The organism is Sporosarcina sp. P26b, assembly GCF_002743245.1.
GTDB classification, from domain to species: Bacteria; Bacillota; Bacilli; order Bacillales_A; family Planococcaceae; genus Sporosarcina; species Sporosarcina ureae_C.
Map to the genome: position 1 here is coordinate 106,076 of NZ_PDYW01000006.1, position 26,263 is coordinate 132,338.

23 protein-coding genes and 1 other annotated feature are annotated in these 26,263 nt (G+C 38.7%); of the genes, 9 read left to right on the forward strand and 14 right to left on the reverse strand.

What is annotated here, in order from left to right:
- Positions 1–6: 6 nt before the first annotated feature.
- Positions 7–372, reverse strand: coding sequence for a DUF2188 domain-containing protein (locus tag CSV69_RS08265; RefSeq protein ID WP_085428308.1), 366 nt, complete (start codon positions 370–372; stop codon positions 7–9).
- Between the two features lie 103 nt (positions 373–475).
- On the opposite strand from CSV69_RS08265, the gene CSV69_RS17280 reads away from it, so the two are divergent.
- Complete coding sequence (locus tag CSV69_RS17280; RefSeq protein WP_255396870.1) at positions 476–598, forward strand: hypothetical protein; 123 nt, start codon at positions 476–478, stop codon at positions 596–598.
- A 167-nt stretch (positions 599–765) separates the two neighbouring features.
- On the opposite strand, the gene mgtE is transcribed toward CSV69_RS17280, so the two are convergent.
- Positions 766–2,124 (reverse strand): magnesium transporter, encoded by a 1,359-nt coding sequence (gene mgtE / locus CSV69_RS08270; RefSeq protein WP_099693160.1) that lies wholly within the window; start codon positions 2,122–2,124, stop codon positions 766–768.
- Positions 2,125–2,253: 129 nt separating this feature from the next.
- On the reverse strand, positions 2,254–2,862 hold the full coding sequence (locus CSV69_RS08275; protein ID WP_085428310.1) for a general stress protein: 609 nt from the start codon (positions 2,860–2,862) through the stop codon (positions 2,254–2,256).
- A gap of 273 nt (positions 2,863–3,135) precedes the next feature.
- Between CSV69_RS08275 and CSV69_RS08280 the strand changes: the two genes are divergently transcribed.
- Positions 3,136–3,717, forward strand: a complete 582-nt coding sequence (locus CSV69_RS08280) for a 3D domain-containing protein (RefSeq protein ID WP_085428311.1) — start codon at positions 3,136–3,138, stop codon at positions 3,715–3,717.
- Between the two features lie 126 nt (positions 3,718–3,843).
- Here the strand turns inward: CSV69_RS08280 and CSV69_RS08285 are convergent, their stop codons facing one another.
- The 3 genes from CSV69_RS08285 to CSV69_RS08295 form a co-directional block, all read right to left on the reverse strand.
- Entirely contained in the window at positions 3,844–5,256 is a 1,413-nt protein-coding gene (locus CSV69_RS08285; RefSeq protein ID WP_099693161.1) for a GGDEF domain-containing protein, read from the reverse strand.
- A 256-nt stretch (positions 5,257–5,512) separates the two neighbouring features.
- Positions 5,513–5,812, reverse strand: a complete 300-nt coding sequence (locus tag CSV69_RS08290; protein WP_099625939.1) for a hypothetical protein — start codon at positions 5,810–5,812, stop codon at positions 5,513–5,515.
- A 91-nt stretch (positions 5,813–5,903) separates the two neighbouring features.
- Positions 5,904–6,380, reverse strand: coding sequence for a VanZ family protein (locus CSV69_RS08295; protein ID WP_099693162.1), 477 nt, complete (start codon positions 6,378–6,380; stop codon positions 5,904–5,906).
- A 359-nt stretch (positions 6,381–6,739) separates the two neighbouring features.
- Here CSV69_RS08295 and CSV69_RS08300 point away from each other — a divergent pair, with 359 nt between their 5' ends.
- The gene (locus CSV69_RS08300) at positions 6,740–9,262 is read left to right on the forward strand and encodes an S-layer homology domain-containing protein (protein ID WP_099693163.1); all 2,523 of its coding nucleotides are present in this window, start codon (positions 6,740–6,742) and stop codon (positions 9,260–9,262) included.
- A gap of 146 nt (positions 9,263–9,408) precedes the next feature.
- Entirely contained in the window at positions 9,409–10,968 is a 1,560-nt protein-coding gene (locus CSV69_RS08305) for an FMN-binding glutamate synthase family protein (protein WP_099693164.1), read from the forward strand.
- A gap of 40 nt (positions 10,969–11,008) precedes the next feature.
- Here the strand turns inward: CSV69_RS08305 and CSV69_RS08310 are convergent, their stop codons facing one another.
- The 5 genes from CSV69_RS08310 to CSV69_RS08330 form a co-directional block, all read right to left on the reverse strand.
- Positions 11,009–11,692: a C40 family peptidase gene (locus CSV69_RS08310; RefSeq protein ID WP_099693165.1), complete on the reverse strand. Its 684-nt coding sequence runs from the start codon at positions 11,690–11,692 to the stop codon at positions 11,009–11,011.
- Between the two features lie 183 nt (positions 11,693–11,875).
- Positions 11,876–12,505, reverse strand: coding sequence for a YflT domain-containing protein (locus tag CSV69_RS08315; RefSeq protein WP_158232638.1), 630 nt, complete (start codon positions 12,503–12,505; stop codon positions 11,876–11,878).
- Between the two features lie 159 nt (positions 12,506–12,664).
- Positions 12,665–15,034, reverse strand: coding sequence for an S-layer homology domain-containing protein (locus CSV69_RS08320; protein ID WP_099693166.1), 2,370 nt, complete (start codon positions 15,032–15,034; stop codon positions 12,665–12,667).
- A gap of 18 nt (positions 15,035–15,052) precedes the next feature.
- Entirely contained in the window at positions 15,053–16,504 is a 1,452-nt protein-coding gene (locus tag CSV69_RS08325; protein ID WP_099693167.1) for an S-layer homology domain-containing protein, read from the reverse strand.
- 51 nt (positions 16,505–16,555) lie between these two features.
- Entirely contained in the window at positions 16,556–18,229 is a 1,674-nt protein-coding gene (locus tag CSV69_RS08330; protein ID WP_085428321.1) for a hypothetical protein, read from the reverse strand.
- Between the two features lie 206 nt (positions 18,230–18,435).
- On the opposite strand from CSV69_RS08330, the gene CSV69_RS08335 reads away from it, so the two are divergent.
- Positions 18,436–18,849 carry a cation transporter dimerization domain-containing protein gene (locus tag CSV69_RS08335; RefSeq protein ID WP_099693168.1) on the forward strand — a complete coding sequence of 138 codons (414 nt, stop codon included), beginning with the start codon at positions 18,436–18,438 and terminating at the stop codon, positions 18,847–18,849.
- A 200-nt stretch (positions 18,850–19,049) separates the two neighbouring features.
- Here the strand turns inward: CSV69_RS08335 and CSV69_RS08340 are convergent, their stop codons facing one another.
- Positions 19,050–20,432, reverse strand: a complete 1,383-nt coding sequence (locus tag CSV69_RS08340; RefSeq protein ID WP_085428323.1) for a purine-cytosine permease family protein — start codon at positions 20,430–20,432, stop codon at positions 19,050–19,052.
- Between the two features lie 79 nt (positions 20,433–20,511).
- Positions 20,512–21,636: a class II histone deacetylase gene (locus CSV69_RS08345; RefSeq protein WP_085428324.1), complete on the reverse strand. Its 1,125-nt coding sequence runs from the start codon at positions 21,634–21,636 to the stop codon at positions 20,512–20,514.
- Positions 21,637–22,029: 393 nt separating this feature from the next.
- Between CSV69_RS08345 and CSV69_RS08350 the strand changes: the two genes are divergently transcribed.
- The 3 genes from CSV69_RS08350 (at position 22,030) to CSV69_RS08360 (ending at position 23,362) form a co-directional block, all read left to right on the forward strand.
- Positions 22,030–22,614 carry a TetR/AcrR family transcriptional regulator gene (locus CSV69_RS08350; RefSeq protein WP_085428325.1) on the forward strand — a complete coding sequence of 195 codons (585 nt, stop codon included), beginning with the start codon at positions 22,030–22,032 and terminating at the stop codon, positions 22,612–22,614.
- 84 nt (positions 22,615–22,698) lie between these two features.
- Positions 22,699–23,085, forward strand: a complete 387-nt coding sequence (locus CSV69_RS08355) for a DMT family transporter (RefSeq protein WP_099693169.1) — start codon at positions 22,699–22,701, stop codon at positions 23,083–23,085.
- The gene (locus CSV69_RS08360) at positions 23,048–23,362 is read left to right on the forward strand and encodes a DMT family transporter (RefSeq protein WP_085428327.1); all 315 of its coding nucleotides are present in this window, start codon (positions 23,048–23,050) and stop codon (positions 23,360–23,362) included. The genes CSV69_RS08355 and CSV69_RS08360 overlap by 38 nt, the downstream gene beginning before the upstream one ends.
- A gap of 94 nt (positions 23,363–23,456) precedes the next feature.
- Here CSV69_RS08360 and sda read toward each other — a convergent pair whose 3' ends face one another.
- Complete coding sequence (gene sda, locus CSV69_RS17285; protein ID WP_099625931.1) at positions 23,457–23,594, reverse strand: sporulation histidine kinase inhibitor Sda; 138 nt, start codon at positions 23,592–23,594, stop codon at positions 23,457–23,459.
- Between the two features lie 729 nt (positions 23,595–24,323).
- Between sda and ilvD the strand changes: the two genes are divergently transcribed.
- Positions 24,324–25,991 (forward strand): dihydroxy-acid dehydratase, encoded by a 1,668-nt coding sequence (gene ilvD, locus CSV69_RS08370; protein WP_085428329.1) that lies wholly within the window; start codon positions 24,324–24,326, stop codon positions 25,989–25,991.
- A gap of 2 nt (positions 25,992–25,993) precedes the next feature.
- Positions 25,994–26,244 (forward strand) — a binding site (T-box leader).
- The last annotated feature ends 19 nt before the right edge of the window (positions 26,245–26,263 follow it).

Genomic DNA, 26,263 nt, shown 5'->3' on the forward strand with positions numbered 1-26,263 from the left:
TTACAGTTATTCGTATAATGTTTTGTCATGCGAACCGTCCGCGTGGAAGATATTTAAAACTCCATTGTGTTCATTGACATATTTTTTAGCTTTTTCGAGCAATATTGATTTAGTTTCTTCTTTGAACATCACATGGTCACTTCCAGTCTTACGAAAAATCCACTCATTCTCTCGTGGTTTCACTTCATAGTGAGGACGACCTTCGCTTTTGCCTTCGACATACTCATGTGCTTTAGCTGTCGCAATGGAAATCGCGCGTTCTTCGGAATAGTTTTCATCCAACAACGCGTTAGCAATTTCAATGGCTTTCTCTCGTACTTCAGAATTAAGGTTCTTTAGAGAAGTAGGATAATTACTTTTACTCCATGGCATCTGTCAACACCTCCTGTTTCACAAATTCCCTTTCCTCATTAAAAATAAACAGCGAAATAAAAACAAAGCTCCGCGGTCAACCCATGGCCGCGGAGCTTTGATTATGTACACGCTCTTCGACGAAGCGGTACAAACTATTCGACTTTACTTCTTCGCTATCACAAATCCAGCTGCACCAAACTTCAACCCAAATCCATTTGTGCAGTTGCTGTTACTAGTAGTATAACCTATCAAAAACGTAATAAACGTAAATCATCAAACTGTGAAAAATGTCATCTTTCTGTAGTCTTTGGCATGAAACTGAGATATATTACAAATACCTTACACGAACCTTTCATTACATTATAGTATGCTATTTCACTTTGTTTTATACACACTAATCAGAATATTCAACTACATTAATTTTGAAATGAACATAGTCGCAATACCAAAATAAATCAACAATGATAATATATCATTAATAGTTGTAATCAAAGGACCTGAAGCGACTGCAGGATCTACTTTGAATTTGTTAAGAATCAACGGAATCACAGTACCTGCAATCGTTCCGATAATCAGTGTGACGACTAAAGAAGAACCGACTACTAATCCAAGTGTAAAGCTACCTTGCCATATATAAGCAATCACCGAAATTAAGGCACCACATACTACACCTAATATGATTCCAACAATTAGCTCCCGGAATATTAAATGAAGTGATCTCTTCATTGTCATATCTTCAGACACAAGCCCACGCACTACGACTGCTAGTGACTGTGTACCTGTATTACCTGTCATACCTGCAATCATTGGCATAAAGAACGCGAGAGCTACAACTGCGTTAAGTGTATCCTCGAATTTAGAAATGATACTTCCTGATACCAATCCGATAAATAGCAACAGGATGAGCCAGGGGAGTCTGCGGTAAGCAGCTATAAGTGGTTTTGTGTTGAAGTCAATGGATTTACCAGAAGCGAATAACATTTCTATGTCTTTGTTTGCTTCTCTAACAACTAAATCGAGTACTTCATCCGTACGAATAATTCCAACTAAAACGTCCTGTTCATTCACAACAGGTAGTGATACGAAGTCATACCGTCCGATCATTTTGGCTACGTCACCTTGATCAGTTGTATCTTGAACTTTTGCCACTCCTGTTTCCATAATTTCCGTTACACAAACATCCGCCTCCGCGAGTAATAAATCACGATATGAAAGGACACCAATTAATTGTTTTTCATCATTAATGATATATACGTAGTTCAAGTAGTGAGCAAACGCTTCATAATGCTTGAGCTTTTCAATCGTTTTCCCAACGGAGTAGGACTGATGAATCCACACATAGCGTGTTATCATAATTCGTCCAGCAGAATCTTTTGGGTACTTTCGGCGCTTATGGATATTCTTTTTTTCTTCTTGACGCATTTTAGCTATCAGTTTTTCCACTTGTTTATCTGGAAGATCAGATAATAGACAGGATAAATCATCACTTTTCATTTCGTCTAAAAGTTCTGTAGAACGAATTGGACCTACTAATTCAAGTACTCTCAGTTGTTCACTTTTCGATAAAAAAGCCAGCATATGAATCAGTTTATCTTTATCTAATACTTCTAAATACACAGTATGTCGTTTTCGGGGCAATCGTTTATACTGATCAGCCACTTCTTCAGGCTTCAGTTCGTCAATAGCTTTTTTTAAAGACTCAACATTGCCATCTTTGATCAGTTGTATAATCGCTCGTGAAACATCATCTTGATCACGTGTCACTGGCATCTAGCGCACCTCACTTATTTGTAAATAGTTATAGTCCTTCATTCTTTCCCTTATATAGTAGGGTAGAAACCATTTTACTCAATATGTACAATAAAAAAAGCCTCCTAAGAGACTTTTTTAGATAACTTATTATAAATGATCTTTATTAGCTGGTTTTGGATCTGTTAATGGATCATAACTGTGGTCCTTAGCAAATGGGTTCGGATCAATCAATGGACTAGATTCTGAATTCACATGTGTATGCGTATGTTCAACTGTTGGATCGGTTGAATACGTGGAATGTGTATGTGTAACTGGATCATATAGATCTGAATCGATTAGAACTAATATTTTACCGTGTTCAAAATGTTCATTGTAACGATGGGCTTCTTCTTCGGGAATTCCCATGCCGATTAAAGCTCCAGCAAGTCCCCCTATTCCTGCTCCAGCTGCGGCACCTGTAATACCTGCCACGATAGGGCCTGCTGCAATGATTGGACCAACGCCTGGAATAGCTAAAGCCCCAATCCCCGTCAAAATCCCTCCGACTCCACCAATCAAACCGCCAGTAGCGGCACCGGTTGCTGCTCCTTCAGTAGCGTGAGTCTCTGTTTGTTCAACTACATACTCTGACTGGTCAGGGTCTTTACTAATGATAGAGATTTCATCTGCAGTAAATCCAAGATGCTTAAGATTTTCAATAGCTGCAATCGCTTCTCTATCCGTATCGTACGTTCCAACTACGTGTCGTTTCTTCATACATTAGCTCCTCCTTAGATTAGGTAGAATATGATCTCCGCGTTATTGATAAACTTACCCATTCTGATTCCTATAAAACATGTAGAATAGTTTGTGTGTCAAAATGTAATAAAGTTCATGTGTGTATATACCTAAATTATCTTTTAATTCATACGAGAAACATGTTATTTGTAACATTAGACTTACCGTTGTCATTGTATTGTTTTAGTGTTGTAATCTAACTGTAATATAAACTTGGTAAGCTGAGGCTATCAAATCGTTAGGGGTGGCATATTGAAGAAGTTATTATTTGCATTGACAGTAGCCATGTTAATCACAGTATTCACAAGCGGAATGAACGAAACATCTGCTGCGGCATCAGTTCATACAGTAAAAAAAGGTGACACACTATATAAAATTTCTCAACAACATAAAGTGTCGGTCTCTAATATCAAGCAATGGAATAACTTGAAATCAACAGTTATCTATCCAAAACAAAAATTACGTTTGGTGAAGTCTTCTAAAGTGGCTGCTAGCACACCAAAGAAACAAAACACACCATCCCGTTCAAATGGAGCGAGTGTATCTAAAGAACTTATGGTAAGCGCAACTGCTTATACAGCTCATTGTAATGGATGTTCAGGTATTACACGTACAGGATTGAATTTACGAAAGAACCCTAATTTAAAAGTAATCGCAGTAGATCCACGAGTTATTAAATTAGGAACAAAAGTTCACGTTGAAGGTTACGGATATGCAATCGCTGGAGATACTGGCGGAGCTATCAAAGGTAAGAAAATCGACGTATTTATTCCAAATAAATCACGTGCTTACCAATGGGGACGTAAAAATGTAAAAGTAAAAGTATTGAACTAATAAATCGAAAGCTCACATTAGCAGTTATGCCAATGTGAGCTTTTTTGTTTGAAAAATTATATTAAGGAGTACGCCTATTATTTAAAACAATAAATATCAACCCTTTTGAAGGGCTCTTTGCTAATGTTATACATACGTCATGACTTGATTTTTCCCGTTCTTCTTCGCTTGATAAAGAGCGAGATCGGCTAAATGGAATAAATCCTTAAAACTTTGTACATTATGCATCGTATTATCACCTAGACCAATACTTATAGTTAAGGGAATGGGTAAAATATCCGAGTTGGCTGATAGTGACATGACTTTTTCGGCCAGTAAATTAGCTTTTCTCTTTGCATCTTCTAAAGAGATATCTTGCATGACCAAAACGAACTCATCTCCGCCAAACCGTCCTAATAAATCCTCTTTTCTTATTTCATTAGAACAAGTATGCGCGACAAATTTAATCGCTTCGTCTCCCATGAGATGGCCAAACGTATCATTAATAGATTTAAGATTGTCTATATCGAAAGCTATACAGACAACAGAACTTCTAGTTTTCAATGCCTTTTTCAGCTTCAAATCAGTAGTTTCTTCCAGATACCTTCTGTTAAAAAGGCCTGTTAAGTAATCTATATTCTCTTTTGTTTTGCATGAAGCACTTTGTAAGCGGATTTGTAGTTCGAGTGCTGCTTTAACCCAGGTTATATGTTCCATTTCATGTAGTAATTCAATATATTCTTTCTGGATGATGGCTAGTTCATCAAAGTCACAAATTTTTTCAGCTAACTCAATTCTCTTTTGCTGTATGTCTTTTAATGAGGCATAATCATTCAACAAACTATCATTTTCTTTTGCGATTGTATAATAATGAAAAGCAATTTCGGGCTCGTCTAATAATTCATGAACCCTTGCTTTCAAAAATTTATAAAACACTTTCTCGCGAGGACAGTTGGATAGATCGGATAAATCGCTCACATAGTTAATACTATTTAGGGCTAAGTGAGCGTCCTGTAAATTTAAAGCGGATTCCATTAGAAATAAATGTGCTTGGATTAAATATAGTTCTCCTTCCACTTCTCTTGACTGAGCATAGCGTAATCCAAGACTTGCATATTCTAACGCTTGTTCATATTCACCTTTGTTGTTGTGTAAGTGGCTTAATCTTCCATACGCCATGCTAATGTGCGAGTGATCTTTTAAATCAAGTGCGCTCGAGAGCATATCTTTTAACACTCGCTCACCTCTATCGTAATCCGAAGCAAACTGACTAACAAGATATTGTAGATAATATGAGCGCATCCAATCTGATTTGTTTCCATTCAATAGACAGTAGGCATGATGTTTTTCAATGTGGTAAAGAACTTTTTCGAAATTTCCAATGTAGTAATACGTGGAAGCCAAAATGTAATGTGCGGTTAAAATCACTTCGTCTATAGAATGTAATTCAGCTTTGTTTAATAACTGAGTTGCAAGTTCGATTGCTTCATAATACTTACCCGTGTTCAACGCATGATCAATGCCCGTAGAAATGGCAGTTATCTCATGTTCCCTGTTCATAGTTGCCCTCCTCCATAATAGGAAGTAATAGTATCGATTATAGTTCAAAGGATTTAATGGGTGATATAAATTATTAATACTATTATATCATCTAATTGCTTTTAAAGTGTATTGAAATATTAAGTATTCGATGAATATTCTATCAATAGCGTCTTTTTTATATATAGTCGATAGTTGTTTATACCCGACGTCTTAAAAGTATAAACGTCCTAATTCAAAATATGAAATAGGACGTTGGTTTATACAATATAATTTCTTAGTTGGACTGAATCTGCTTGAATAATGAAATAAAGTATTCTGGTTCTTCTTCAATCTCAAATGTAAACACGCCTTCATTCGTATGAAGATAAAATAATCCCGTATGTCCGGAAAATGGTCTGTAGGATAGGTCGAATACGTGCTTCAAAAGAAATGTTCTAGTAGAAGTGGTGATACGATCTTGGAAAAGACAGATGGAATGATACGTTTTTTGTGTAGTTTGTTCAACGCGATCTACGACCCGTTGAACTGAAATATAGCTAAGCGATAGAATTAGCTGATCGCTCGAGTTATGCATTAGATAACCTCCTATTTCGCGATATCATAGCACAGATTAGTATGCTCATAAAAAGATAAGAAATACAATAAACCAAAACGATTCTATAGAACTACCTTTTGCGTAGGTGATTGATCAGACGAGCACAAGTCAACACTAGAAGGAAGACTATAGCACCAGTCATGTCTAAATATACATCTTGCATCGTTGCTGTCCGGCCACCTGTAAAGTACTGATGAAGTTCGTCAGCGCAAGCTAAAAGGAAAGTGAACAAGGCAGCTAGTACTAAGCGGCCTTTTCTATTGGGTAAAACCCAATATATTACCAGAGCTAAAAAACCAAAAGTGAAGAAATGTAAAGACTTTCTAATTAAAAATTCAACAAAGTGATAATATCCACGTTCTTCAATAGAAATAGTTCGATCCCAATAAGTGAATTCCAACGTTGATAAAGTATGTTTACCAGGTTCATTTGGTAACAATTCTTGTAATGTAGAAACAAGCGATTGTTGTTCGTATGTCTGACTGGATGAAATCGCCAGTCCGATTAGTATTCCAATTAATATAAGAAGTGCGAGTAATTTTTTCATATTGGAATTGTATCACGAAAAGTGATTTATGATGTATGTGAGCTATATTTCAATTTATATAAACTCGGTTACATAGTTGTAATCTACATGTAACATGAAAGTTGTATACTTCCTATGGTTGGTAATTCCACAATCTGTTCGATGCATCCTGTAATTCCCATTACCAACACAGGAAAGGTATGCTAATATTTAAGTCGGGTAGCTAGTAATCACACTTTCCAAGATACTGATATTTATTCTGGTAGTCTTAATGATTACTTTAGTATAAAGAGGGTATAAGATAAGGAGAGTGGTATTTTGCTGCTCTGCAACCAACCAGCACTAGCGTTTCTACAAAATTAAGAGGAGGAAATTATTTAATGAAATCACAATCAAAAAAGAAGTACAGCAAGTATCTAACAGGTGTAGCATCGGCGGCACTAGTAGCATCAGCGGTGGCACCAGTTGTCAGTGCGGCAGACTTTAATGACGTAGTCGACACGAACTCACACAAGGAAGCAATTGATGCACTAGCAGCAGAAGGTGTTATCAATGGTTACCCGGACGGTTCATTCAAGCCTAATAAAACTTTAACGCGTTCTGACGTAGTAAAGTTAATGGGAAAATGGCTTGTATCTAAAGGTTACTCAATTCCAACAGACTATAAAACGAATCCACGTTTCACGGATTTAACTTCCAAGTCCAATGATGATCTATTGCAATCTGCTGCAATCGTTAAAGATAACGATGTATTCAGAGGGTATGAAGATGGATCATTAGGAGCGGCAGGATCGATTACGCGTGAAAACATGGCGGTTGTATTGGTTCGTGCGTATGATTCAGTGAACAAGACAAACCTACTAACATATGTTCAAGAACAAGAATTTGATAGAGATGTAGTGGATTTGAACAAAGCAAAGGCTGAGGCACGTACGGCAATTGATGTACTCGACTTCTTCGACATCACAAATCCAGCTGCGCCAAACTTCAGACCAAAAGAAACAACTACACGTGGACAGTTCGCTTCATTCCTATATAAAACTATTCAAGTTGAAGTACCTGGAACTGAAGAACCAGAAGCACCAGAAGTATCTGAAATCACTTCTGTAACAGCAACTGGCGAAAAAGAACTTGAATTAGTAGGTAAGAACTTACACACGTTGAAAGCAGAACAATTAAAGATTGAAGGAAATGAACTGGCTTCATTCAAAGCGAATGCAGACGGTACTAAAGCGACAATTGAATTAAAAAACGAACTAACGTCGGGTAAAGAAATGACTCTTAACTTGACGACTAAATCAGAAGTTGAAGGAGAAGACGATGTAGTCACTCCATTCAAGTTCACGTATGAGTTAAAAGTAGAGAAAGTAACAGCTACTACTACTCAAGTGAATGCTAATACAGCTGACCAAAAATTAGCGTTCAACGTTGATGGCAAACCTGTTGATATGAAGAAATTGACGGATGCTGGCTATAAGGTTGCGTTCCAATCTACTAATACTGGTGTATTCTCTGAGCAGGCAACTGGTACGTTGAAGAAATTGGCTACTACCGATAAATTCTCGTATAAAGTTGTCGTGACAGATAAAGATGGAAAAACTGTTGAATCAGAATTAGTAGACGTTAAAGTAGTAGACTTTGCTAATACAGCTTCTGAGATTAGTAAGATTTCAATTAAGCAAGATGGAGTAACTGTAGAGAGTGGAAAGATTTCACTTGAAAATGGTGTAACAACATTGAAAGTTGAAGAAGCTATTGCGTTAAGCGGAGCGACACTTACAAATCCGACTGCGACATTTACTTCTTCTAATCCAAGCGTAGCAACGGTTACTTCAGATGGTAAAGTAACACCAATCAGTACTGGAGAAGTTACGATTGTAGCTAAAGTAGGCGATGTTACGAAGAATGTAAAACTTACAGTAGGTGTTGGTAAACGAGTTGCAAGCAGTGCTACATTATCATCAACTGAGTCTAAATTAATCAAGGGTGCAACGCAGGGCACTAATGTAGTAGTTAAAGACCAATATGGTGACTTGTATGCTGGCGATGTAACAGTTGAGTCAAAAGACGCTGAAATTGCTACTGTTCCAGCAGCTACTTTAACAGTGGCAGATGGTAAAGCTACTGTGAATGTTAAAGGGATAAAAGCAGGAACTACAACTGTTCAAGTTAAATCTGGAGATACAGTTCTAGGTAATATTGCAGTTGCTGTATCGGATGATGAAACAGTAGCTACTAAAAAGCTAGAAACAGTATCTGCTTCAGACGATTTGACAATTGATGCAATTAAAGGTTCAAAAGACGGCACGGTAAAATTAGCTTGGAAACAGTACAATAGCCAAGGATTTTATGTGAACGACGATAAAATTGGTGCTGGATACGAAGTCACTTCGTCTAATCCAAGTGCTGCAACAGTTACAAAAGATGCAGCAACAGGAGTACTTACTGTTGTAGCTAAAGAAGCAGGAACTACGAATATCTTGATTAAACAAGGAGATATTACAAGAGCGACTGCTACAATTACTGTAGTGAACTCAACGCCTTCAATTTCTTCAGTAGAGTTTAAAGAAACTAAACCTGTCATTACTGCAGGAGAGTTTGATATTTCAGTAGTGACTGGTGATGGAATTAAATTGACATCTTCCGAGGCAACAGCACTTATTGCCCCTGACAACTCCATTTACATGTCTAATGAAGGACAAGCAATAACATTAGGTACGATTGCAACAAGTTATTCCGGAAACCTTTCTGAAGTCACGAACTTAAAAGTAGTTGGCGGAAAGATTACCGGTAAAGCTAATGCAGGTGCACAAGGTACAATCGTAGTAAGCGTGAAGAAAGATGGACAATCAAGCGCGATTGCAACTAAGCAAATCGAAGTTAATGTTCCAGCCGCTAAATAATCAAACTTAAATAGCTATAAACTAGCAATCATGCAACATCAAGCCCTAATCCTTGGAGTTATTCAAGGATTAGGGCTTTTCTACGTTTAGTCAGCCACTTATCAAGGGTACAAGTAAAGTACAGATAATTAGGGAGGAGTGAGGCCATGAGTTGGTTAGAAGGTATTAATTTTACAACTTCGCTAGTAGTACTCATCATATTAGCCATTCCAATTAGCATTGGCATATTTCTATACTTTTTTGATCGTAGTCAAAAGCAACATGCGATATTACGTAACTATCCGATCTTAGGAAGAGTACGCTATATGTTTGAGAAGGCGGGGCCAGAAGTCAGACAGTATCTCTTTAACGACGATAACAGCGGCAAACCGTTCAGCCGTGAAGAGTATTTACATATGGTGATGCCTGGAAAATATTTAAACAGTGTCATCGGTTTCGGTTCTAAGCGGGATTTTCAGGAACCGGGTCATTATATTCGCAATGCGATGTTTACGAAACAAAATGAAGAGATGCGTGTCGATAATGATAATCTATTGAGTACGATGCGCTATGAAGTCGACACAGATAATTTATTCTCGCGTAAAGAACATCGCGAAGAAGTAACAACATTGCCTTGGCTATTACCTGAAGAAGATGCGATTGTACTAGGACCGAATTGTGAGCATCCATTTGTTGTGCGTAGCTTGCTTGGGCAGTCTGCCATGAGTTATGGAGCACTTGGCGATCATGCAATTACTGCACTGTCTAAAGGGATTGGTATGGCAAAAGGTGCATGGATGAATACAGGGGAGGGCGGAGTATCTGATCATCACTTAGTTGGTGGAGCGGATATCGTTGCGCAGATTGGTTCAGGTTTGTTCGGATTCCGGACGGAAGATGGACAGTTCGATATTGAAAAAGTAAAAGAGAAAGCCAGAATACCACAAATTAAAGCATTCGAAATCAAGTTGGCACAGGGAGCAAAAATGCGTGGAGGACATGTTGAAGGGGAGAAGGTGACGGAAGAGATTGCGGCTATACGAGGTGTAAAACCGTTTACTTCTATTAATAGTCCGAACCGCTTTAAACAGTTTCACGACTATCCGACGTTATTTTCTTTCATTGAGGATATTCGTCATGCGGGTGGTAAGCCTGTTGGTATTAAAGTCGTCATTGGTGGTAAGCAGGATGCGGAAGAATTAGCATCATATATGGCTGAAACCGGTATGGGTCCTGATTTTATCTCACTTGACGGAGCGGAAGGTGGATCAGGAGCAACTTATCAAGATTTAGCAGACAGTGTGGGCTTACCACTTCGTTCGTCTCTCATTCTACTTGATGATGCATTGCGTAAGTTTGAAGTGCGTGATCGAGTGAAAATTATTGCTTCAGGTAAAATTATCACGCCTGATAAAGCGGCAATCGCATTAGCTTTAGGCGCAGATTTAATACAAGTCGCGCGTGGCTTTATGATTTCAGTAGGTTGTATTATGGCGGAACGCTGTCATACGAATACATGCCCAGCTGGTGTCGCGACGACAGACAAAAGTTTACAGCGCGCTCTTGTTGTCGAAGAGAAGAAGTTCCGTGTGACGAACTACATTTTAACGATGAGAGAAGGACTATTCCGTGTAGCCGCGGCTGCTGGTCTAGATTCACCTACTAAATTTGAACGTCATCATGTGATTTATAAAGATGAGCGTGGTAAAATCCACTCTATCGAATAAAAAAACGACCTGATGAATTCTCATCGGGTCGTTTTGCTTATTATATTCTTCTGAAACTATTGAATTTAGATTTCCAGTATGGATTGTTCAAGTTGACAACTTCGGATTTCTTCCCGCCAGCATGAACAAATTTATTGTTACCAACATAGATACCTACATGCGAAATGCCTTTGCGGTATGTGTTATGGAAGAATACTAGATCTCCAGGTCTTGGTGATTTGATTTTTGAAGATTGTTTGAATTGCCCAGTTGTCGTTCTAGAAATAGACTTACCATTTTTCTTGAACGAATACTGAATGAATCCACTGCAGTCGAATCCTCTAGTTGTAGTGCCGCCGAAACGGTATGGAATTCCACGTAAGTTCATTGCGGTTTTTACAACACCTGAACCTCCACCTTTAGTAGGGGAAGCTGCTGCTACTGCTTTTCCTGTAGATCTTTTCAACAGTGAACTAGACACATATCCTTTTTTACCGTTAATTTTCACCTTGTACCATAATTGCTTACCGACATATTTTTGATGTGTTAGTTGAACGCGAGTACCTTTTCTTAAAGTGAATACTCTTCTATGTTTTGTTCCTGCATCTGCACGGACGTTTGAATTATGTAACGTTATGTATGTACCGCTCTTTGCTGTTGCTTTACTAGCGGCATCGGCTGTTCCGCCTGTAAACCCCATAATCATGACTGACGCCATCAAAATTGAACACAAAAGCTTTTTCATGAATGACTCTCCTCCAGAATAATGTTTGTCGCTTTCTAGCTGCAAGTAATATCTTACACGACAGTTGAAGAGTGAAACATTACGTTCATATTAAGAAGGCATTACAGAAATGAAGTTTTGTAAAGGATTTGTAACAAAGCAAATAGCCCCCTTATATTTAAAGGAGGCTTGTCTTGAATACAATTAGTCTCTAGGAAATTCGGAAGGATCTTTTTCTGTAATTTGTTCGACACGTACTGCATCGTCCACTTCTGAAGTAAGATCATTCGTCTGAATAATAGGGTCTTGATTGTTTACAGACTGGACCTCTGGATGAGCGGCATTTTGCAAAGGCTCATACCCTCCGTAAGAAGGTTCAGAATTAATGTTTTCGATAAATGGATCTGCTGTTCTATTATGATTGTTAACAGGCTTAGTCGCACTAGGGGGTATTCCGTCTGTATTAAAAAGCTCATTTTTTGAATATACGCTGAATGCCCAGCCTTCATCGACATATAGCATCATGCCGCCATGTTGAACTTCTTCGTAGTAGCGGTCTACTTGAATCGTATCCATACCTATACCGTACATCATTTGTTTAATATGATTTTCACCGGTTAGGAAGTCCATAAAACGGTCAGTCCACGTGTCGTATGCTGAGTACACATCCGCGCCTGTTCTACTGCGCAGCATGGATACATCATTTTCATTTTTAGCGATAACATAAATGTTATCATCTAGATAACCTGTTTCTTTAAGTTCCTTGATCTTGTCTAGAAGGTCAGCATCGTTATAATATACACCAACAAATGTTTTGCTAATTAGTTCATCCATTGTATAGCCTCCTTCTTTATAGTTGCTATACATTACATACCCGTTTGGCGTTCTTCAAAAACATAGCAGACTTCGAGAATGTATTGAAGTGCAGAATAGTAATATGCTTTACATTAAAAAAATCGATCAAGAGTTAGATTCTCTTGATCGATTTTTGTATTATTCTATACGTACTTTCTGCTGTCCAATCTCTTTCCCAGAGCTATCATATGCTATAAACGTTGCATCTGAACTTAATTGGAAGTCCTCTATTTCATACTGTTTTTTATTCAGCATATAAATCCCTTGTCTTCTATGTGTAAGTTCATAATCTAAGTTTCCGTCTTTTGAAGAGAATCGAACGATTACTTTGTTGATTGGGCCGCATGCAGTCAATAGTTCCGTTGACATACGGATGTCACTGGCTGTCAGTTTGACTGATGGAGATTGGAAAATGGACGCGCTGAGTGAACATGTTTCGATTGGTGTCCCACAATTAATTTCTTGTAAGATGGACTGATAGACAAGAGGTAGTTCGATACTATCTTTTATGAAGAAGTATTGACCACCTGTGTCACGAGCTATTTGCTCCAATAGCTCGGTGTCTAAGTTTTTTCCTAGGCCAATTGTGTAAATTTTGATGCCGAGTTCTTTCGCTCTTTCCACTTCTTTCAATATCGGTATTTTAGATGATTTGCCATCAGTTAAAAGAATAAGCGTTTTTGGCTGGGACAGTGTGAATTTACTGAAAGCGACTTTTAAACCATTTGCAATACTTGTACCGCCACTTTGTTTTACTCCAGGTGCCAAAGAGTCAATAACAGGTTTTGGTGCACCTTTGGCTAAAAACATACCGCTAGTGGTGAAGTGAGTAGCGATATTCATGTCTGCTTGTAAAGCTGTAATGAATTCCTCTGTTTTGGAAACACGCAAACGATCAGGATCATTCAGTTTCATACTACCTGAGGAATCTATTAGAAAACCGATTTCAGGTTTTTCATTCGTACACGTCATATCTGTAGTTAACGGAGGTGCATAAGAAACAGGTTCACTAAAGCTCTTTCCTAATATCGACAGCATCGCACTATCGGTAACTGAAGTATTTGCTATCGCTGTCGCAAAAATTTCATTCCGCATTAGAGTGGTCGGTGTTATGAAGGATGTATTCGCAACTCCATTACTGAACCTTATGAAAGAATTCTCAAAAGGCAAGCTGTATAGGGAATCCAACTTTAGATAACCATTAAAGTCTGTAATGCGTGCTCCGCCTGGTCGTGCAAGTGTGGCAGTAATATAGGTAATCCCATTATTGAAACTCTTTCCCTCTTCAACTTTCAACTGAATTTCTGCTCTAGGTACATAAGTAATGTTTGCTGAAGCTGTAGAAAGTGGGCAAGTTCCTACTTTACTTACAGGCGTAACAGTAATCGTATCCACTTTTTCAGAAGTTGTACGGGGGGCGATTACTTTTATCGTTACTTCAGGACCGTCTGAAATTGCATGTGGATACCAAGAGTTCGCAGTAGCTACTACAGCAGAAGCCGATGCCACTACAGTTTCTGCTTCTGCAAATTCACGGTCGGGATCTTCTGGATCCTGTGGCTTAATTTCAGGTTTAGGCACAGGGTCAGGTGTTGGCGGAATTATTGGCTTATCTGACTGTTGAATAGGTGCATGCACTTCAATCCTTGCACCTTCTTTGGAAGTTACTTCGAATTCAAGTTCTTGTTCATAAGGAATCAGTTCGCCGTTACAATCACGGAATGTAAACGTAATGAACGTTTCATCTATGCCATTCGCAGTCAAAGTTGGTTTATCTATATCAACTGTTACGGTTCCTTGTGGTTTCCCCGTAGGATTGCCTGGAAGGGAAGGTTGATTAGGACGCTCGAATTCTATTTCATCTTCCTCCACGAACTTTGGAGGTTTTGTATATTGTGCATTGTCTTTACCGTTTGCTTTAGATGTGAGACCTTGCATATGCCGCCCTTGATCTTTGAACATGTTGTGCATGATATCGACGGCCTCAGCACGTGTTAGATTTCTCTTTGGTGCAAAGTCTTGGTAATCATTCTTACCTGTTAATCCATTGGCTAGATCATGTGTGTAAAGATAATACACTGCTTCTTGTGCAAACAAGTCTTTACCTTGATACGCAGCGAATATCTTCGCCGCATACGCTCGTTGTAAAGCGGAGTTTCTAGCAGTACCACTGTTTAATCCACGTAAGGGCAAGTGGTGTTTAGCCAAATAACGATAATTCCCCATTGATTTATGTTCACCTTTTCTTGAAAGGAACGAATTGGGGGAGTTGAGGTCAAAGCGTACGAGCATCGTTACGAGTTGTGCTTCTGTAATAGCTTGTTCCGGCTTGAACGTCCCATTTGGATAACCGGATGTTAAACCGATTTCTGATGCCCATTCAATAGCATCTTTAGCCCAGTAGCGATCATTTACATCTGTAAAAGAAGTCTTTGCAGATGCTTGTTGCGGTAAAAGGGCAAATAGAACGAGCAGTAGACCCCATATATACGGATTGCGTGCTTTCAATAGAGTGGTCCTCCTTTCTTATTTGAAAAAGATATCGTCTCGATAATTTTGTTTCAAATCATTCTCCAAAAAATCAAGGAAACGAGATGTTAGCAATGCTGCTTGCGCTCTAGTTAGAGGTTGCTTTGGATTGAAATAGTTTTGTTCATTACCTTTTACCAATCCGAGTTCAGTTGCTACATAGACACTGTCTTTTGCCCACGCAGAAATCTTATAGTCATCGACGTAATGTGTTTTGAATCCTGGACTTGGAGCGCGACCTTCCATCCCTAGAGCACGGACGAGAATAGCAATAGCTTGTACACGTGTGATAGGACTGTCAGGTTGGAATAAATCCGGTGTAACGCCAGTGATGATTCCTTGCTCCACTGCACTTTCGATATACATATAGTCTTGATCTTTTGTGGATAGATCTTTAAATATAGGAACGCGCGGAACTTTACTTTTTTTCGGCTCTTCCAAAACACGAAGATCGACTGCTTTTAAAATACCAGTAGTGTATTGATAGCGCTGCATAGGTGTGTTTGGAGAGAAGAATTGAGAGTTCTCATCAAAAATACCGAGTGAATACAGTTTTTCAATCGAATCTTTTGCCTGATGTCGATCGAGGTCACGAAACTTTGGTACAATCAGGCGTTCAACTAATGGCAAGTTTTTTTTCTGTAATTCCATCTTACCTTTACCAATGCCAAATGGAATATTGTACGTATACTCACTTACCATATCGGATGAACTGATGACGGAGTGTCCACCTGTGAAGCTCGATATGGAAGGATCGAACGGTTCATATACCATGACTCGTGATTTGCTGTCAGACGATTTACTTGTAACAAAAGCAGAACCATTAGGTGTGATGATTTCCGAGTCCATCAATTGTGTCTCAGTAGCACCCCAAAAGTTCTTATAGCCCATATTACGACCATTTAAATGAACAGTAATGATATCTTCATTTTTGGTTGTACCGTCAACATATTTATAGATTTTTCGACCAACCATATTACCTGAATAAAAAGTGGAAGCGGGTAGGTTATCAGCAACCATTCCTTCTGAATATTGATAATCAGCAAGAGTATAGGTGTTTTTGCCAAAAGTTACTTTTTCAGAATAGCCTTTTACTTCAAACTGTGAAGTGGTTTGCCCTTTACCTTCGTGTTCATTAACATTGGCTACATAGTTCACGCTTCTTGTAAGTTTTGCATCTCGATACGTAGCATTTTCTTTATCACCAGACAATGTAAAACGATACGTGCGAGTAAGTGTATTTTTATTCGCTTTTTCCGTCACAACAGCTTTCCCGGTAAATGTAACGGGTTCACCTGTCAGGAAAAACACTTCGCTATACTCATATTCGTTCATGACACCACCGTTTACGTCAATTGGACTTGCTGATGCAGCAGTAGCATTCAGTGAAACGACTAGTAGAACAGAGAGGAATAGAATACTAGTACTTATTTTTGTAAAGAATTTCATGTATACAACACCTTCTTTTAGGCAGTAAGAGAATTCTCTCACTGCCTGATTTTAATCTACTAGAATGATTTTTCCTTTTACAACACTTTCAGCAATAATAAACAGTCTGTCGTTAATTTCTAAATCACTAGGTTGAATTACGACACCGTCTTTAATGAAAGTAGCTTGTTGAATATTCATTTCTTTAACTTCTGCTTGATCAGCCCATGCACCTTTCATCCATCTGCTTACATTACGCACACTGATTTTTGTAGGAGTGACCTTACCATACGGCGCAGGATCTAATTTAGATAAACGTCCAGCTAGTGTAATGTTGGCTGGGATCTTACTGCCATCTGTTAATTGAATAGCAGTCACTTGATTATCGTCAGAAATATAGAAGTATGCGTATCGGTTCATGTAGAATCGTAGATCCATTTGTGGAATAAGGGTAGTAAATTCTCCCTTATGTTCTTCCACCGCATACGTTTCATTATTGAAATTAAGATCTTTTTCCTTCATAGAAGACCAAACGTTGTTCTTTAGTTCGGATGCATCTGATAAGCGCAACTTATAACCGAGAACTCCAGAAATCTTACCGAAATAGATAGAGTGATCGGATAGGTTGGGGCTGTTTAATCCATCATTACTAATATGTATGATGTTTGCGTACTGCGTTTTTATCGGACCGGACGCAGCTACAAAAGCTGTCCCGTAAGCACCTAATGATTCGGGTGAGACAAGGCGACCGTTACGGATCAAAATAGAACCGTCATGATAGCGGAAGCGCTGTGAGTCCATCAGTCTGATTTCTTTTGTTTTCCCATTAAAGCTTTGTAACGGTTCGTAAAAAGTTCGTTCTGCGTTCTTTTGTATAATGATACGTTCTACTTGCTCTTTGCCATTTTTATTTACTGTAGCTAAATAGACTTTCATGTTTGCATACTTCCGCAACTGATTATGGGGAACGGGTTTGTTTTCAAAATAAATAGGTGTTTTTGTTGAATAATAATAACTGGTAGTACTTTTAGGATTGTTTTCATACCAGTGCCAATTCTGGAATTTTGTTTCGTCACGAACAATAATTTTTCGATTGATTGGATCAATTTGGTGAAGAGTTCCTTTATATAAGCCTGCCACTTGAACACCAGGCTCTAAAATATCCAAAAGCGTAATATAGTTCGAATTATAGACCGAGAACTTTATATTTACGCGATCTCCTTCATATAAAGAGCTGCTAGTAGTTAGTTTGCCTTTCTTAAAGAACTGCGTTTCTGAATTAATATAAACATTTTTCACGCGTCCATCATCCAGTGTAATCGTCAAGCCTTTTCGATCTCGGTCCATATAGGTGACCATACCGCTATAAGCTTTAGCGTTTGGTTCAATAACAGCTCCTGGAGTATCCGTTTTAGCATGTAGAGTTTTAAAGTAGAGGTTTTGTATATCGGCTTCTACTTTCATACCTAACTTAAAGGCGTCGATTTTAACTGCTATCGTATCGACAGATAAGCGCGTGTACTTATCGACGGTATACGTTGCTGTGCGTCCTGCATCGTTTTTGATCGTGACACTGCGTAACTCTTTCTTTGTAGTATCTTTATCTACTAGTACTTCCTCATAGTTCGCCTTGACAAATGTGCCGGTAATTCGTTCACTTGCTTCTGTTGAGTTTGCTGAACCAAAGAGGCATCCGATGATTATCGCAATGCTCCATGTATAAATAGCAAACCATCTCTTATTCACTATTTGTCCCACCTCCAAGATTTATCGCATCAATTCTATATCGGTTAAAGGATATAGAAATGAAGAAAAAAGACTCATATTCCCATCTAGTCTTTTCGCAATACAAGTGACTATAAGATACAACCCTATTATCGAATTCTTTGTCAACGTTTTACAAATATGATAGGATACACATTATAGTTAATAGAAGAAAGGGTCGGTTTATCATGAAAAAAAGACAGATGTTAGCGCCGCTGAGTCTATCACTTCTACTATTAGGAGCTTGTAATGCGGATACTGAAAAAGAAACAAATGTGGATAAAGAACAAACCGAACCAGCTAAAGATGTTGTTAAAGAACCAGTAGATAAATCTGATACAACAGCTAGTAATGATGAGTTAAAAGAGGAATTCGCCAAAGAAGAGGGCGTATCTGAAGTAAGTTTGATTATTACAGAAGATGCAGGTGGCTTTGTCTTGTTGGACTTTGAAGTAGCTGACGACATGAAAAAAGAAGATGCAGAAAAGGTTGTCAAAAAATACAACGAACGCCTTGAAAAAGAGTATCCAGAACATAGCATTGATATCCAAGCTCGTAAAAGCGGAGAAACCTTTGTGCAGAAAACGAAAGAAGTTAAATAATGAATATATGAATACCGTCCTATCTGAAGGGCGGTATTTTACATTTCAAAAATCCACAAATGTCGATAGTCCTGTTAAATATTGATAGAAATAAACACATTGCAAAGAAAAATCTCTGCAATGTGTTAAACTAGCTAATGCGTTCTGATAGGGCGCATATTCATGAGTAATCATCTGGCGCTGTACAGATGGTTACTTTTTTATTCTGCTGGATTAATTATTTGAATATCCGAATTTTGTCTAACAGCAACGGAATCCGTGATTTTTGTTGCAGTCGTATAGAATATGAATGCAATGACAATTCCAACGATCCATGCGATGTCTAGACCACCCAGTGCCTTGGAAAGGGGACCTTGATATATTTCAGTATTAATGAAAGGGACTTGGCAAAGGATGGTGAATAAATAGATACCCATCGTTTTATAATTCAGTTTCCCAAACACTCCGTCTTTCTTCATATACTCTTCACGATGGAACCGTCTTTTCAATACGTAGAAGTCCGTTAAATTAATAACGCTCCACGGGATGATAAAGAATAGTACAAAGCCAAGATAGATTTGGAAGTAGGACATGAAATCCCCTGCACCTGCAGTTGCGGCAAAAATAACGATCGTTCCGATAACCGCAGATACTATGACGCGTAAACGTCCGGAAGTCCGAAATGTCCAAAAGTTACTGGCGATAGATAACACGATTATACCTGCTCCATAGATGTTCAAGGAATTGATGACCAATACTCCTAATGAAAGTAAGATAACAATTACATAACCCATCACGCCCATGTCCTTGATTTCTGCCATAACATTCCCATTGACGACCATAGTTGCAATGGCTGCACCGATCAACATCAACCATGCAGAACTAAGAAAGCTTCCTCCAGCTGTATAGAAGAACGTTTTACGAGCGTCTTGTGAACGCATGAAACGTGAGTGATCGGATACATAAGGACCGTATGTGATCTGCCATGTAACGCAAATGGAAATAGCTAAGATAAATAATGTCCAGTTAAATGTACCTTGACTCAACAAGTTCATAGACAATTGACTGATGACTAATCCGGAAAGGACTATGAAAACGAGGGTATAGCCAATAGTGTAAAGCTTCATCGATTTTTGAATGATGTTTTGTCCGTAAATCGCAAGCAACACCATGGGAATCAGACTGACAATTACCGTGATATTGATATTAAAACCAAGTGTTTCTTCAATGCCTTGTGCAACCAATATAGTATTCATTGCACCATAACCCAAATACATCGTTAAAATGATAAGCATGGGCAAAATGACTCCAAAATAGCCAAATTGTGCACGGCTCTGCAATACTTGAGGAATTCCGAGCTTTGGTCCTTGTGCCGAATGCAGCCCCATGATGATAGCACCAATTGCATGTCCAATAAGGATTGCGAGTGCTGCCCACCAGAAACTTAGGCCGATAATGACAGCGAGTGCACCCGTAACGAGTGTAGTAGATACAGTACTTGCAGCGAACCAGGTGAAGAACAGCTCTTTTGGATTCCCCTTCCTTTCACTTTCAGGAATAAACTCGAAACCTACTTGTTCAATCGTCTTCTGCTTTGTACCCATTCAACCGCCTCCTTTGATAGTTGGTGAAATAGAAAATATGCATTAATTTATAGAATAAATAGAGAGATTATTAACTCATTTAATTATTGACGGTTGGACGAAGTGTTTTCCAATACTCTTGTTGAACATTAATCACTTCATCAATAGCTTCTTTCTGATTGGAATATAATTTATCAGGGTAGCCCTGTGTACCTGCTGCAAAAGGATCGGTAACATCTGTTTCAATTTGACTTAGGCGCTCAATGATTTTCAGTGTACAGAAGGGGACATATGCATTACTGTAGCCGCCCTCATGACAGAATACGATTTTACCGCCGCAATGTGCATTGGCTACACGTAACATAATATCCGTTAATTTGCCGAATCCATCAGCTGTCATCATCATGCGGCCGAGTGGATCGAACATACCTGGATCTTGGCCGGCAGAAATAATAATTAATTCAGGTTGAAATTCTGCTGCAATCGGTTCAATGATAGATTCGAATGCATGAACATATCCCGCATCGCCTGTTCCAGGGGGAAGTGGGATGTTGACGTTGTATCCACGGCCTTCTTCTATTCCAACATCTTCTTTTTGACCCGTGTTATTCGGGAAGCTTAAGTCTTGATGAATAGATAAGAAGAGAACATTTGAATCTTCATAGAATGCTTGCTCCGTTCCATTTCCGTGATGTACATCCCAATCGAGTACCAATACTCTTTTGAGACCATACTTTTCACGTGCGTACTTTGCGGCGATCGCTACATTATTGAAAATACAAAAGCCGATTCCTTTATCGCGTTCTGCGTGATGGCCAGGTGGTCGAGTCATTGCATAGACGTTATCTACTTCGCCTTCCATAACAGCATCTACTGCCCGCAACGCACCACCAGTAGATAATAGGGCGATTTCATAAGAACCTCTGCCTACGATTGCGTGGTCTCCTGCATCTCCACCAGTTGTGTCGCTTAAATGCTTCACTTTGGTTACATATTCAGGTGAGTGGAAAAATTCTATTTCATCTCTAGTGGCAGGACGTGGCTCGATTTGTTCCAGCTTCTTCATGAGTCCACAGCGTGAAAGCAAATTATTCACTCGTCTTTTAGTCTCGGGATGTTCCACGAATACATCGGTTTGCATATAACCACCTGATGGTAAATACAGTGTACCGCTACCGTTATCATGCCAAAAGTAGCTTTCATCGAAGATATATCCTGTTTTCATATAAATTCCCTCCAGATAAAATGATGTAGTGATTGAATAGTCATTTATGAATGATTATCAGTCATAAATAAGAATAATTAGAATACGGTAAGCGTTTTCATTTGAAAATCCAAGTAATTCGTTTCATGCTAGAATAACAAGTGACGACGAATTTATGTGATGTATGAATTGTGACGTATTCGTGACGTTCAATCTCTTGTGTACTCACATTAAATGAATATGAGTCATTTGTCAATGGTGTAAATAAATGTTTTTGAATTTTCCCTAAACTGTTTTATTTTGCAATGACAAGTCCAGGCGTCATAGTTAGGAGCGGTGATTCCACAATCATTTGTCAGAGAAGAATGATTGCGATACAATAATAGAATCTATAGATAGAGAGTGGGAAATTCATTGGGGAAAAAAACAGCGATTATACATTCAGCTATAGAAGTATTTCAAGAACAAGGAATTGAGAAGACCAAGATCTCTGATATCGTCAAGCGTGCAGGTATTGCGCAAGGTACATTTTATTTATATTTTCCATCGAAACTATCTCTTATGCCGGCAATTGCCGAAGTAATGGTAGCTAAAACGATGGACATAGTCAAACGAACAGTAAATGATCAGGATGCCTACCCAAAACAATTTGAGCAGATGGTAGATGCGATTTATGAAGTGAATAAAGAGTATTATGAGATATTAGCAGTCATATATTCCGGGCTCGCTTCAACAGAACATATCCGGGAGTGGGAGTCGGTCTATGCTCCATTTTATGAATGGATAAGCGAAAAGCTTGAAGCGGCAAAAAAAGAAGGGGCTGTCCGTCAATCGATCAAACCTGATCGGACGGCTAAAATCATTATCGGTCTAATTGAATCGACAGCAGAGCAAGTATTTCTTTATGCCCAACACGATGAAAGCGAAGCAGATCGTCAGAAAGAAGAAGTTCTTGATTTCATGTCCCATGCACTGCAATTTCAAAGAGTGAGAAGTTAACATAGTCAAATGTTAGCTTTTATGATAAAATGAATGACAGTCAGTCAAATAGATGAAATGAAGAAACTTGTAGGAGTGGATGATATGAATAAAGCATGGCTATATGTTGCTTTAACGAGCTTTTTTGAATTAGTATGGATTTTTGGATTTAACACAGCAACCCACTGGTGGCACTGGATTATCATAGTAGGTTTTATCTTTGTGGACTTTCATTACTTAACGAAAGCATGCGAAGGTTTGCCAACTGGGACCGTCTATGCGGTATTCGCTGGAATCGGTACAGTCGGTACATCTTTAATGGATGTCATGTTCTTCGGTGAACATATTAGTATAGGAAAGATTTTTTTCATCTTCATTCTAGTATTGGGCGTTGCAGGATTGAAGATAGCGGATGGACAGGATGAAAAGAAAGCGCTGAAAGGAGTGAAAGGCGATGGGGTGGATTCTAGTATTATTGGCAGCACTAAGTGAGTTTGCCGGTGTGATAGGGCTGAAGAAATTCAGTGAAAATAAGACATTGGGGAATGGGTTGTTATACTACGGAGGATTCGGTATCGCGTTCTTCTTTTTATATAACTCCTTTAAGTTTTTACAAGTCAGTACAGCGTACGCTGTGTGGATTGGTATAGGTACAGCAGGTGCGGTGCTCATCAACATGCTGTTCTTCGGGGAATCGAAGAGTACAGGTAGAGTGGTCAGTCTACTCCTGATTGTGTTTGGTGTAGTCGGGCTTAAAGCTTTATCATAAAATATGCCTCTTATATAGAAGAAGAGTAATTTACAGAATAAAAAAGGACGTGCCCAATTGTAATGGGCATGTCCATTTTATTGTATCCGAAAGATTAGCTACTGAGTTTCATCGATTCTAAGGCACGTTTCCGTATCTCACGTTCTAACATTTGGATGAACTCCTGATTCAGTTGATACTTTTGAGCCTGCTGATACGAATAGAGCAACAATTGATCCGATAAATGTAGCACAGTAGAACCGCCTCCCTTTGGATGAATAGAATCTAATCAGTGTGCATACTTCTCTCTAGATGTTATCTATTACTTTACCAAAGGTTCTTTGAAAGAACAAGCGTTCGAATTATCCACAATGGGAGTGGGTAAGCTGTGGGTAATGTGTGAATTGTTTACAGAAACTGCTAAGATACGCGGTGGATAATGTGCATAGAGTTATAAACAAAAAGTAATTGTCGAAAGATGTCGAGCGAAACTTGACGTGGAACTATATGTTTTCTTTCAAATCATTGATAAAACAGCTGTTTTGCGAATAGAATAAATAGATTGTAGGAGGAATTCTACTAACCCTACTGATTACAGAAATTTAAACCAACAAAGCTACAATAAGTATTTACAACTCTAATTAAAAGTACAAGCATGGTTTTATTTGCAAATAATAGAAATCAATTTGTATTTCTCTTATCTAATGAAAGAAGCAAAATAAAAACAAAAATATTTTACAGTATTTCAATATGCAATATATCGCGCTATACTGCATGTGTAAGCGTATTCAGACGTTTTAAATTAGTCACAATTAACGAAAAACTTTAAAAATACGGTTGACCTTTATACACATACAAGATATGATTACAACAATCTAGTTCGCAGCTGTGAAAGTATTCACTAGTTGTTCAGAATATTCGACTGAATGAAATTAATGTAATTAGCAATTGATTCGTTCAATTAGTATAGGAGAGATTGCAAATGAGAAGTGACATGATTAAAAAAGGAATCGATCGCGCACCACATCGTAGCTTACTTTACGCAGCGGGCGTTAAAACGAAAGATATGCACAAACCATTTATTGGAGTGTGTAACTCATATATAGATATTATTCCCGGACATATGCATTTGAATAAATTCGCGGAAGTAGTAAAAGAAGCAATCTGGGAGGCAGGCGGGGTACCGTTCGAGTTCAATACAATTGGTGTTGACGACGGAATCGCAATGGGGCACATTGGTATGCGCTACTCATTGCCAAGCCGTGAGCTGATTGCTGACTCAGCCGAAACAGTCATTAATGCACATTGGTTTGACGGAGTCTTCTATATACCTAACTGTGACAAAATCACACCGGGTATGCTGATGGCAGCTGTTAGAACAAACGTCCCTTCAGTATTCGTTTCTGGTGGACCTATGGAAGCAGGGGTTTCCGCAACGGGTGATGTTCTTTCATTAACTTCAGTGTTTGAAGGTGTAGGAGCTTACAAGAGCGGTAAGATGTCAGCAGAAACATTACTCGACATCGAACAGAATGCTTGTCCTTCCTGTGGGTCATGTTCAGGAATGTTCACGGCAAACTCTATGAACTCTCTGATGGAAATGCTTGGTATGGCTCTTCCAGGAAATGCGACAATTCTTGCTACATCTGATGCTCGCCATACATTGATCAAAGATGCGGCTAAACATTTAATGAATTGTATTGAAAATGATATTAAACCACGTGACATTATTACAAAAGAAACAATCGACGATGCATTTGCACTTGATATGGCAATGGGAGGTTCGACAAATACAGTTCTCCATACATTAGCTATCGCTCACGAAGCGGAAATTGATTACAATATTGAAGATGTTAACGATGTAGCTAAACGAGTACCGTACTTATCGAAAATCATGCCGGCATCCGATTATTCAATGGATGATGTTCAACAAGCTGGTGGTGTCAGCGCAATTATCAATGAATTATGTAAAATTGATGGAGCGATGCATAATAATCGTAAGACGATTACTGGCAAGACAATTGAAGAAGATGTCGCTGGATATGAAATCACAAATACAGATGTCATTCGAACGAAAGATAATCCACATAGTCCAGTAGGTGGTCTGTCCATTCTATTTGGTAACATCGCTCCTGAAGGTTCCGTTATTAAAGTGGGAGCAGTTGATCCTTCTATCAAGGAATTCAGAGGAGAAGCAATTGTCTTTAATTCACAAGAAGAAGCTCAAGAAAATATTGATAATGACACAGTAAAAGCAGGCCATGTAGTCGTCATTCGATATGAAGGCCCTAAAGGTGGACCGGGAATGCCAGAAATGTTGGCCCCAACTTCTGCAATCATGGGTAAAGGGCTTGGTAAGGAAGTTGCTTTAATTACCGATGGTCGTTTCTCAGGAGCATCCCGCGGTATCTCTATTGGACACATATCACCAGAAGCTGCATCTGGCGGACCGATTGCACTTGTAGAGAATGGAGATATTATCGAAATTGATCTAACCAACCGTACGATTGAATTGGTAGTATCTGATGAAGTTCTTGCAGAGCGACGAAATGCACTAAAACCATTTGAACTTAAAATCAAAAAAGGCTATCTTGCAAGATATGCCCATCTCGTCACTTCAGCTAGTACAGGTGGAGTCATGAAAATTTAATATATAAAACGTTGATGAGGTTAAAGTAGATAGAAACTGTATTCACAGAGAGCCGGCGGTGCTGCGAGCCGGCAATACAACTATTTGCGACATCCCCTCGGAGTGGATTGCTTAAAGGTATACCGACTAGGCAATCCCGGGCTCGATATTCGGGCTCGTTAACAATGAAAAGGTATAGCTTAGGCTTACTTTTTCATAAGGTGACAATTGTCACGAACTAGGGTGGTACCATGAAAGCTTTTTCATCCCTATGTAAAGAGATCAGATTCTTT

What these genes read in the sequence shown, in the direction of transcription:
- CSV69_RS08345 (WP_085428324.1), bottom strand. Translation starts at nt 21,636, where the DNA reads ATGAAAACAGGATATATCTTCGATGAAAGCTACTTTTGGCATGATAAC.
- CSV69_RS08360 (WP_085428327.1), top strand. Translation starts at nt 23,048, where the DNA reads ATGGGGTGGATTCTAGTATTATTGGCAGCACTAAGTGAGTTTGCCGGT.
- CSV69_RS08325 (WP_099693167.1), bottom strand. Translation starts at nt 16,504, where the DNA reads ATGAAATTCTTTACAAAAATAAGTACTAGTATTCTATTCCTCTCTGTT.
- CSV69_RS08305 (WP_099693164.1), top strand. Translation starts at nt 9,409, where the DNA reads ATGAGTTGGTTAGAAGGTATTAATTTTACAACTTCGCTAGTAGTACTC.
- CSV69_RS08310 (WP_099693165.1), bottom strand. Translation starts at nt 11,692, where the DNA reads ATGAAAAAGCTTTTGTGTTCAATTTTGATGGCGTCAGTCATGATTATG.
- CSV69_RS17280 (WP_255396870.1), top strand. Translation starts at nt 476, where the DNA reads ATGTACACGCTCTTCGACGAAGCGGTACAAACTATTCGACTTTACTTC.
- CSV69_RS08275 (WP_085428310.1), bottom strand. Translation starts at nt 2,862, where the DNA reads ATGAAGAAACGACACGTAGTTGGAACGTACGATACGGATAGAGAAGCG.
- CSV69_RS08295 (WP_099693162.1), bottom strand. Translation starts at nt 6,380, where the DNA reads ATGAAAAAATTACTCGCACTTCTTATATTAATTGGAATACTAATCGGA.
- CSV69_RS08285 (WP_099693161.1), bottom strand. Translation starts at nt 5,256, where the DNA reads ATGAACAGGGAACATGAGATAACTGCCATTTCTACGGGCATTGATCAT.
- ilvD (WP_085428329.1), top strand. Translation starts at nt 24,324, where the DNA reads ATGAGAAGTGACATGATTAAAAAAGGAATCGATCGCGCACCACATCGT.
- CSV69_RS08315 (WP_158232638.1), bottom strand. Translation starts at nt 12,505, where the DNA reads ATGGATGAACTAATTAGCAAAACATTTGTTGGTGTATATTATAACGAT.
- CSV69_RS08335 (WP_099693168.1), top strand. Translation starts at nt 18,436, where the DNA reads ATGAAAAAAAGACAGATGTTAGCGCCGCTGAGTCTATCACTTCTACTA.
- CSV69_RS08290 (WP_099625939.1), bottom strand. Translation starts at nt 5,812, where the DNA reads ATGCATAACTCGAGCGATCAGCTAATTCTATCGCTTAGCTATATTTCA.
- CSV69_RS08340 (WP_085428323.1), bottom strand. Translation starts at nt 20,432, where the DNA reads ATGGGTACAAAGCAGAAGACGATTGAACAAGTAGGTTTCGAGTTTATT.
- CSV69_RS08300 (WP_099693163.1), top strand. Translation starts at nt 6,740, where the DNA reads ATGAAATCACAATCAAAAAAGAAGTACAGCAAGTATCTAACAGGTGTA.
- CSV69_RS08265 (WP_085428308.1), bottom strand. Translation starts at nt 372, where the DNA reads ATGCCATGGAGTAAAAGTAATTATCCTACTTCTCTAAAGAACCTTAAT.
- CSV69_RS08355 (WP_099693169.1), top strand. Translation starts at nt 22,699, where the DNA reads ATGAATAAAGCATGGCTATATGTTGCTTTAACGAGCTTTTTTGAATTA.
- mgtE (WP_099693160.1), bottom strand. Translation starts at nt 2,124, where the DNA reads ATGCCAGTGACACGTGATCAAGATGATGTTTCACGAGCGATTATACAA.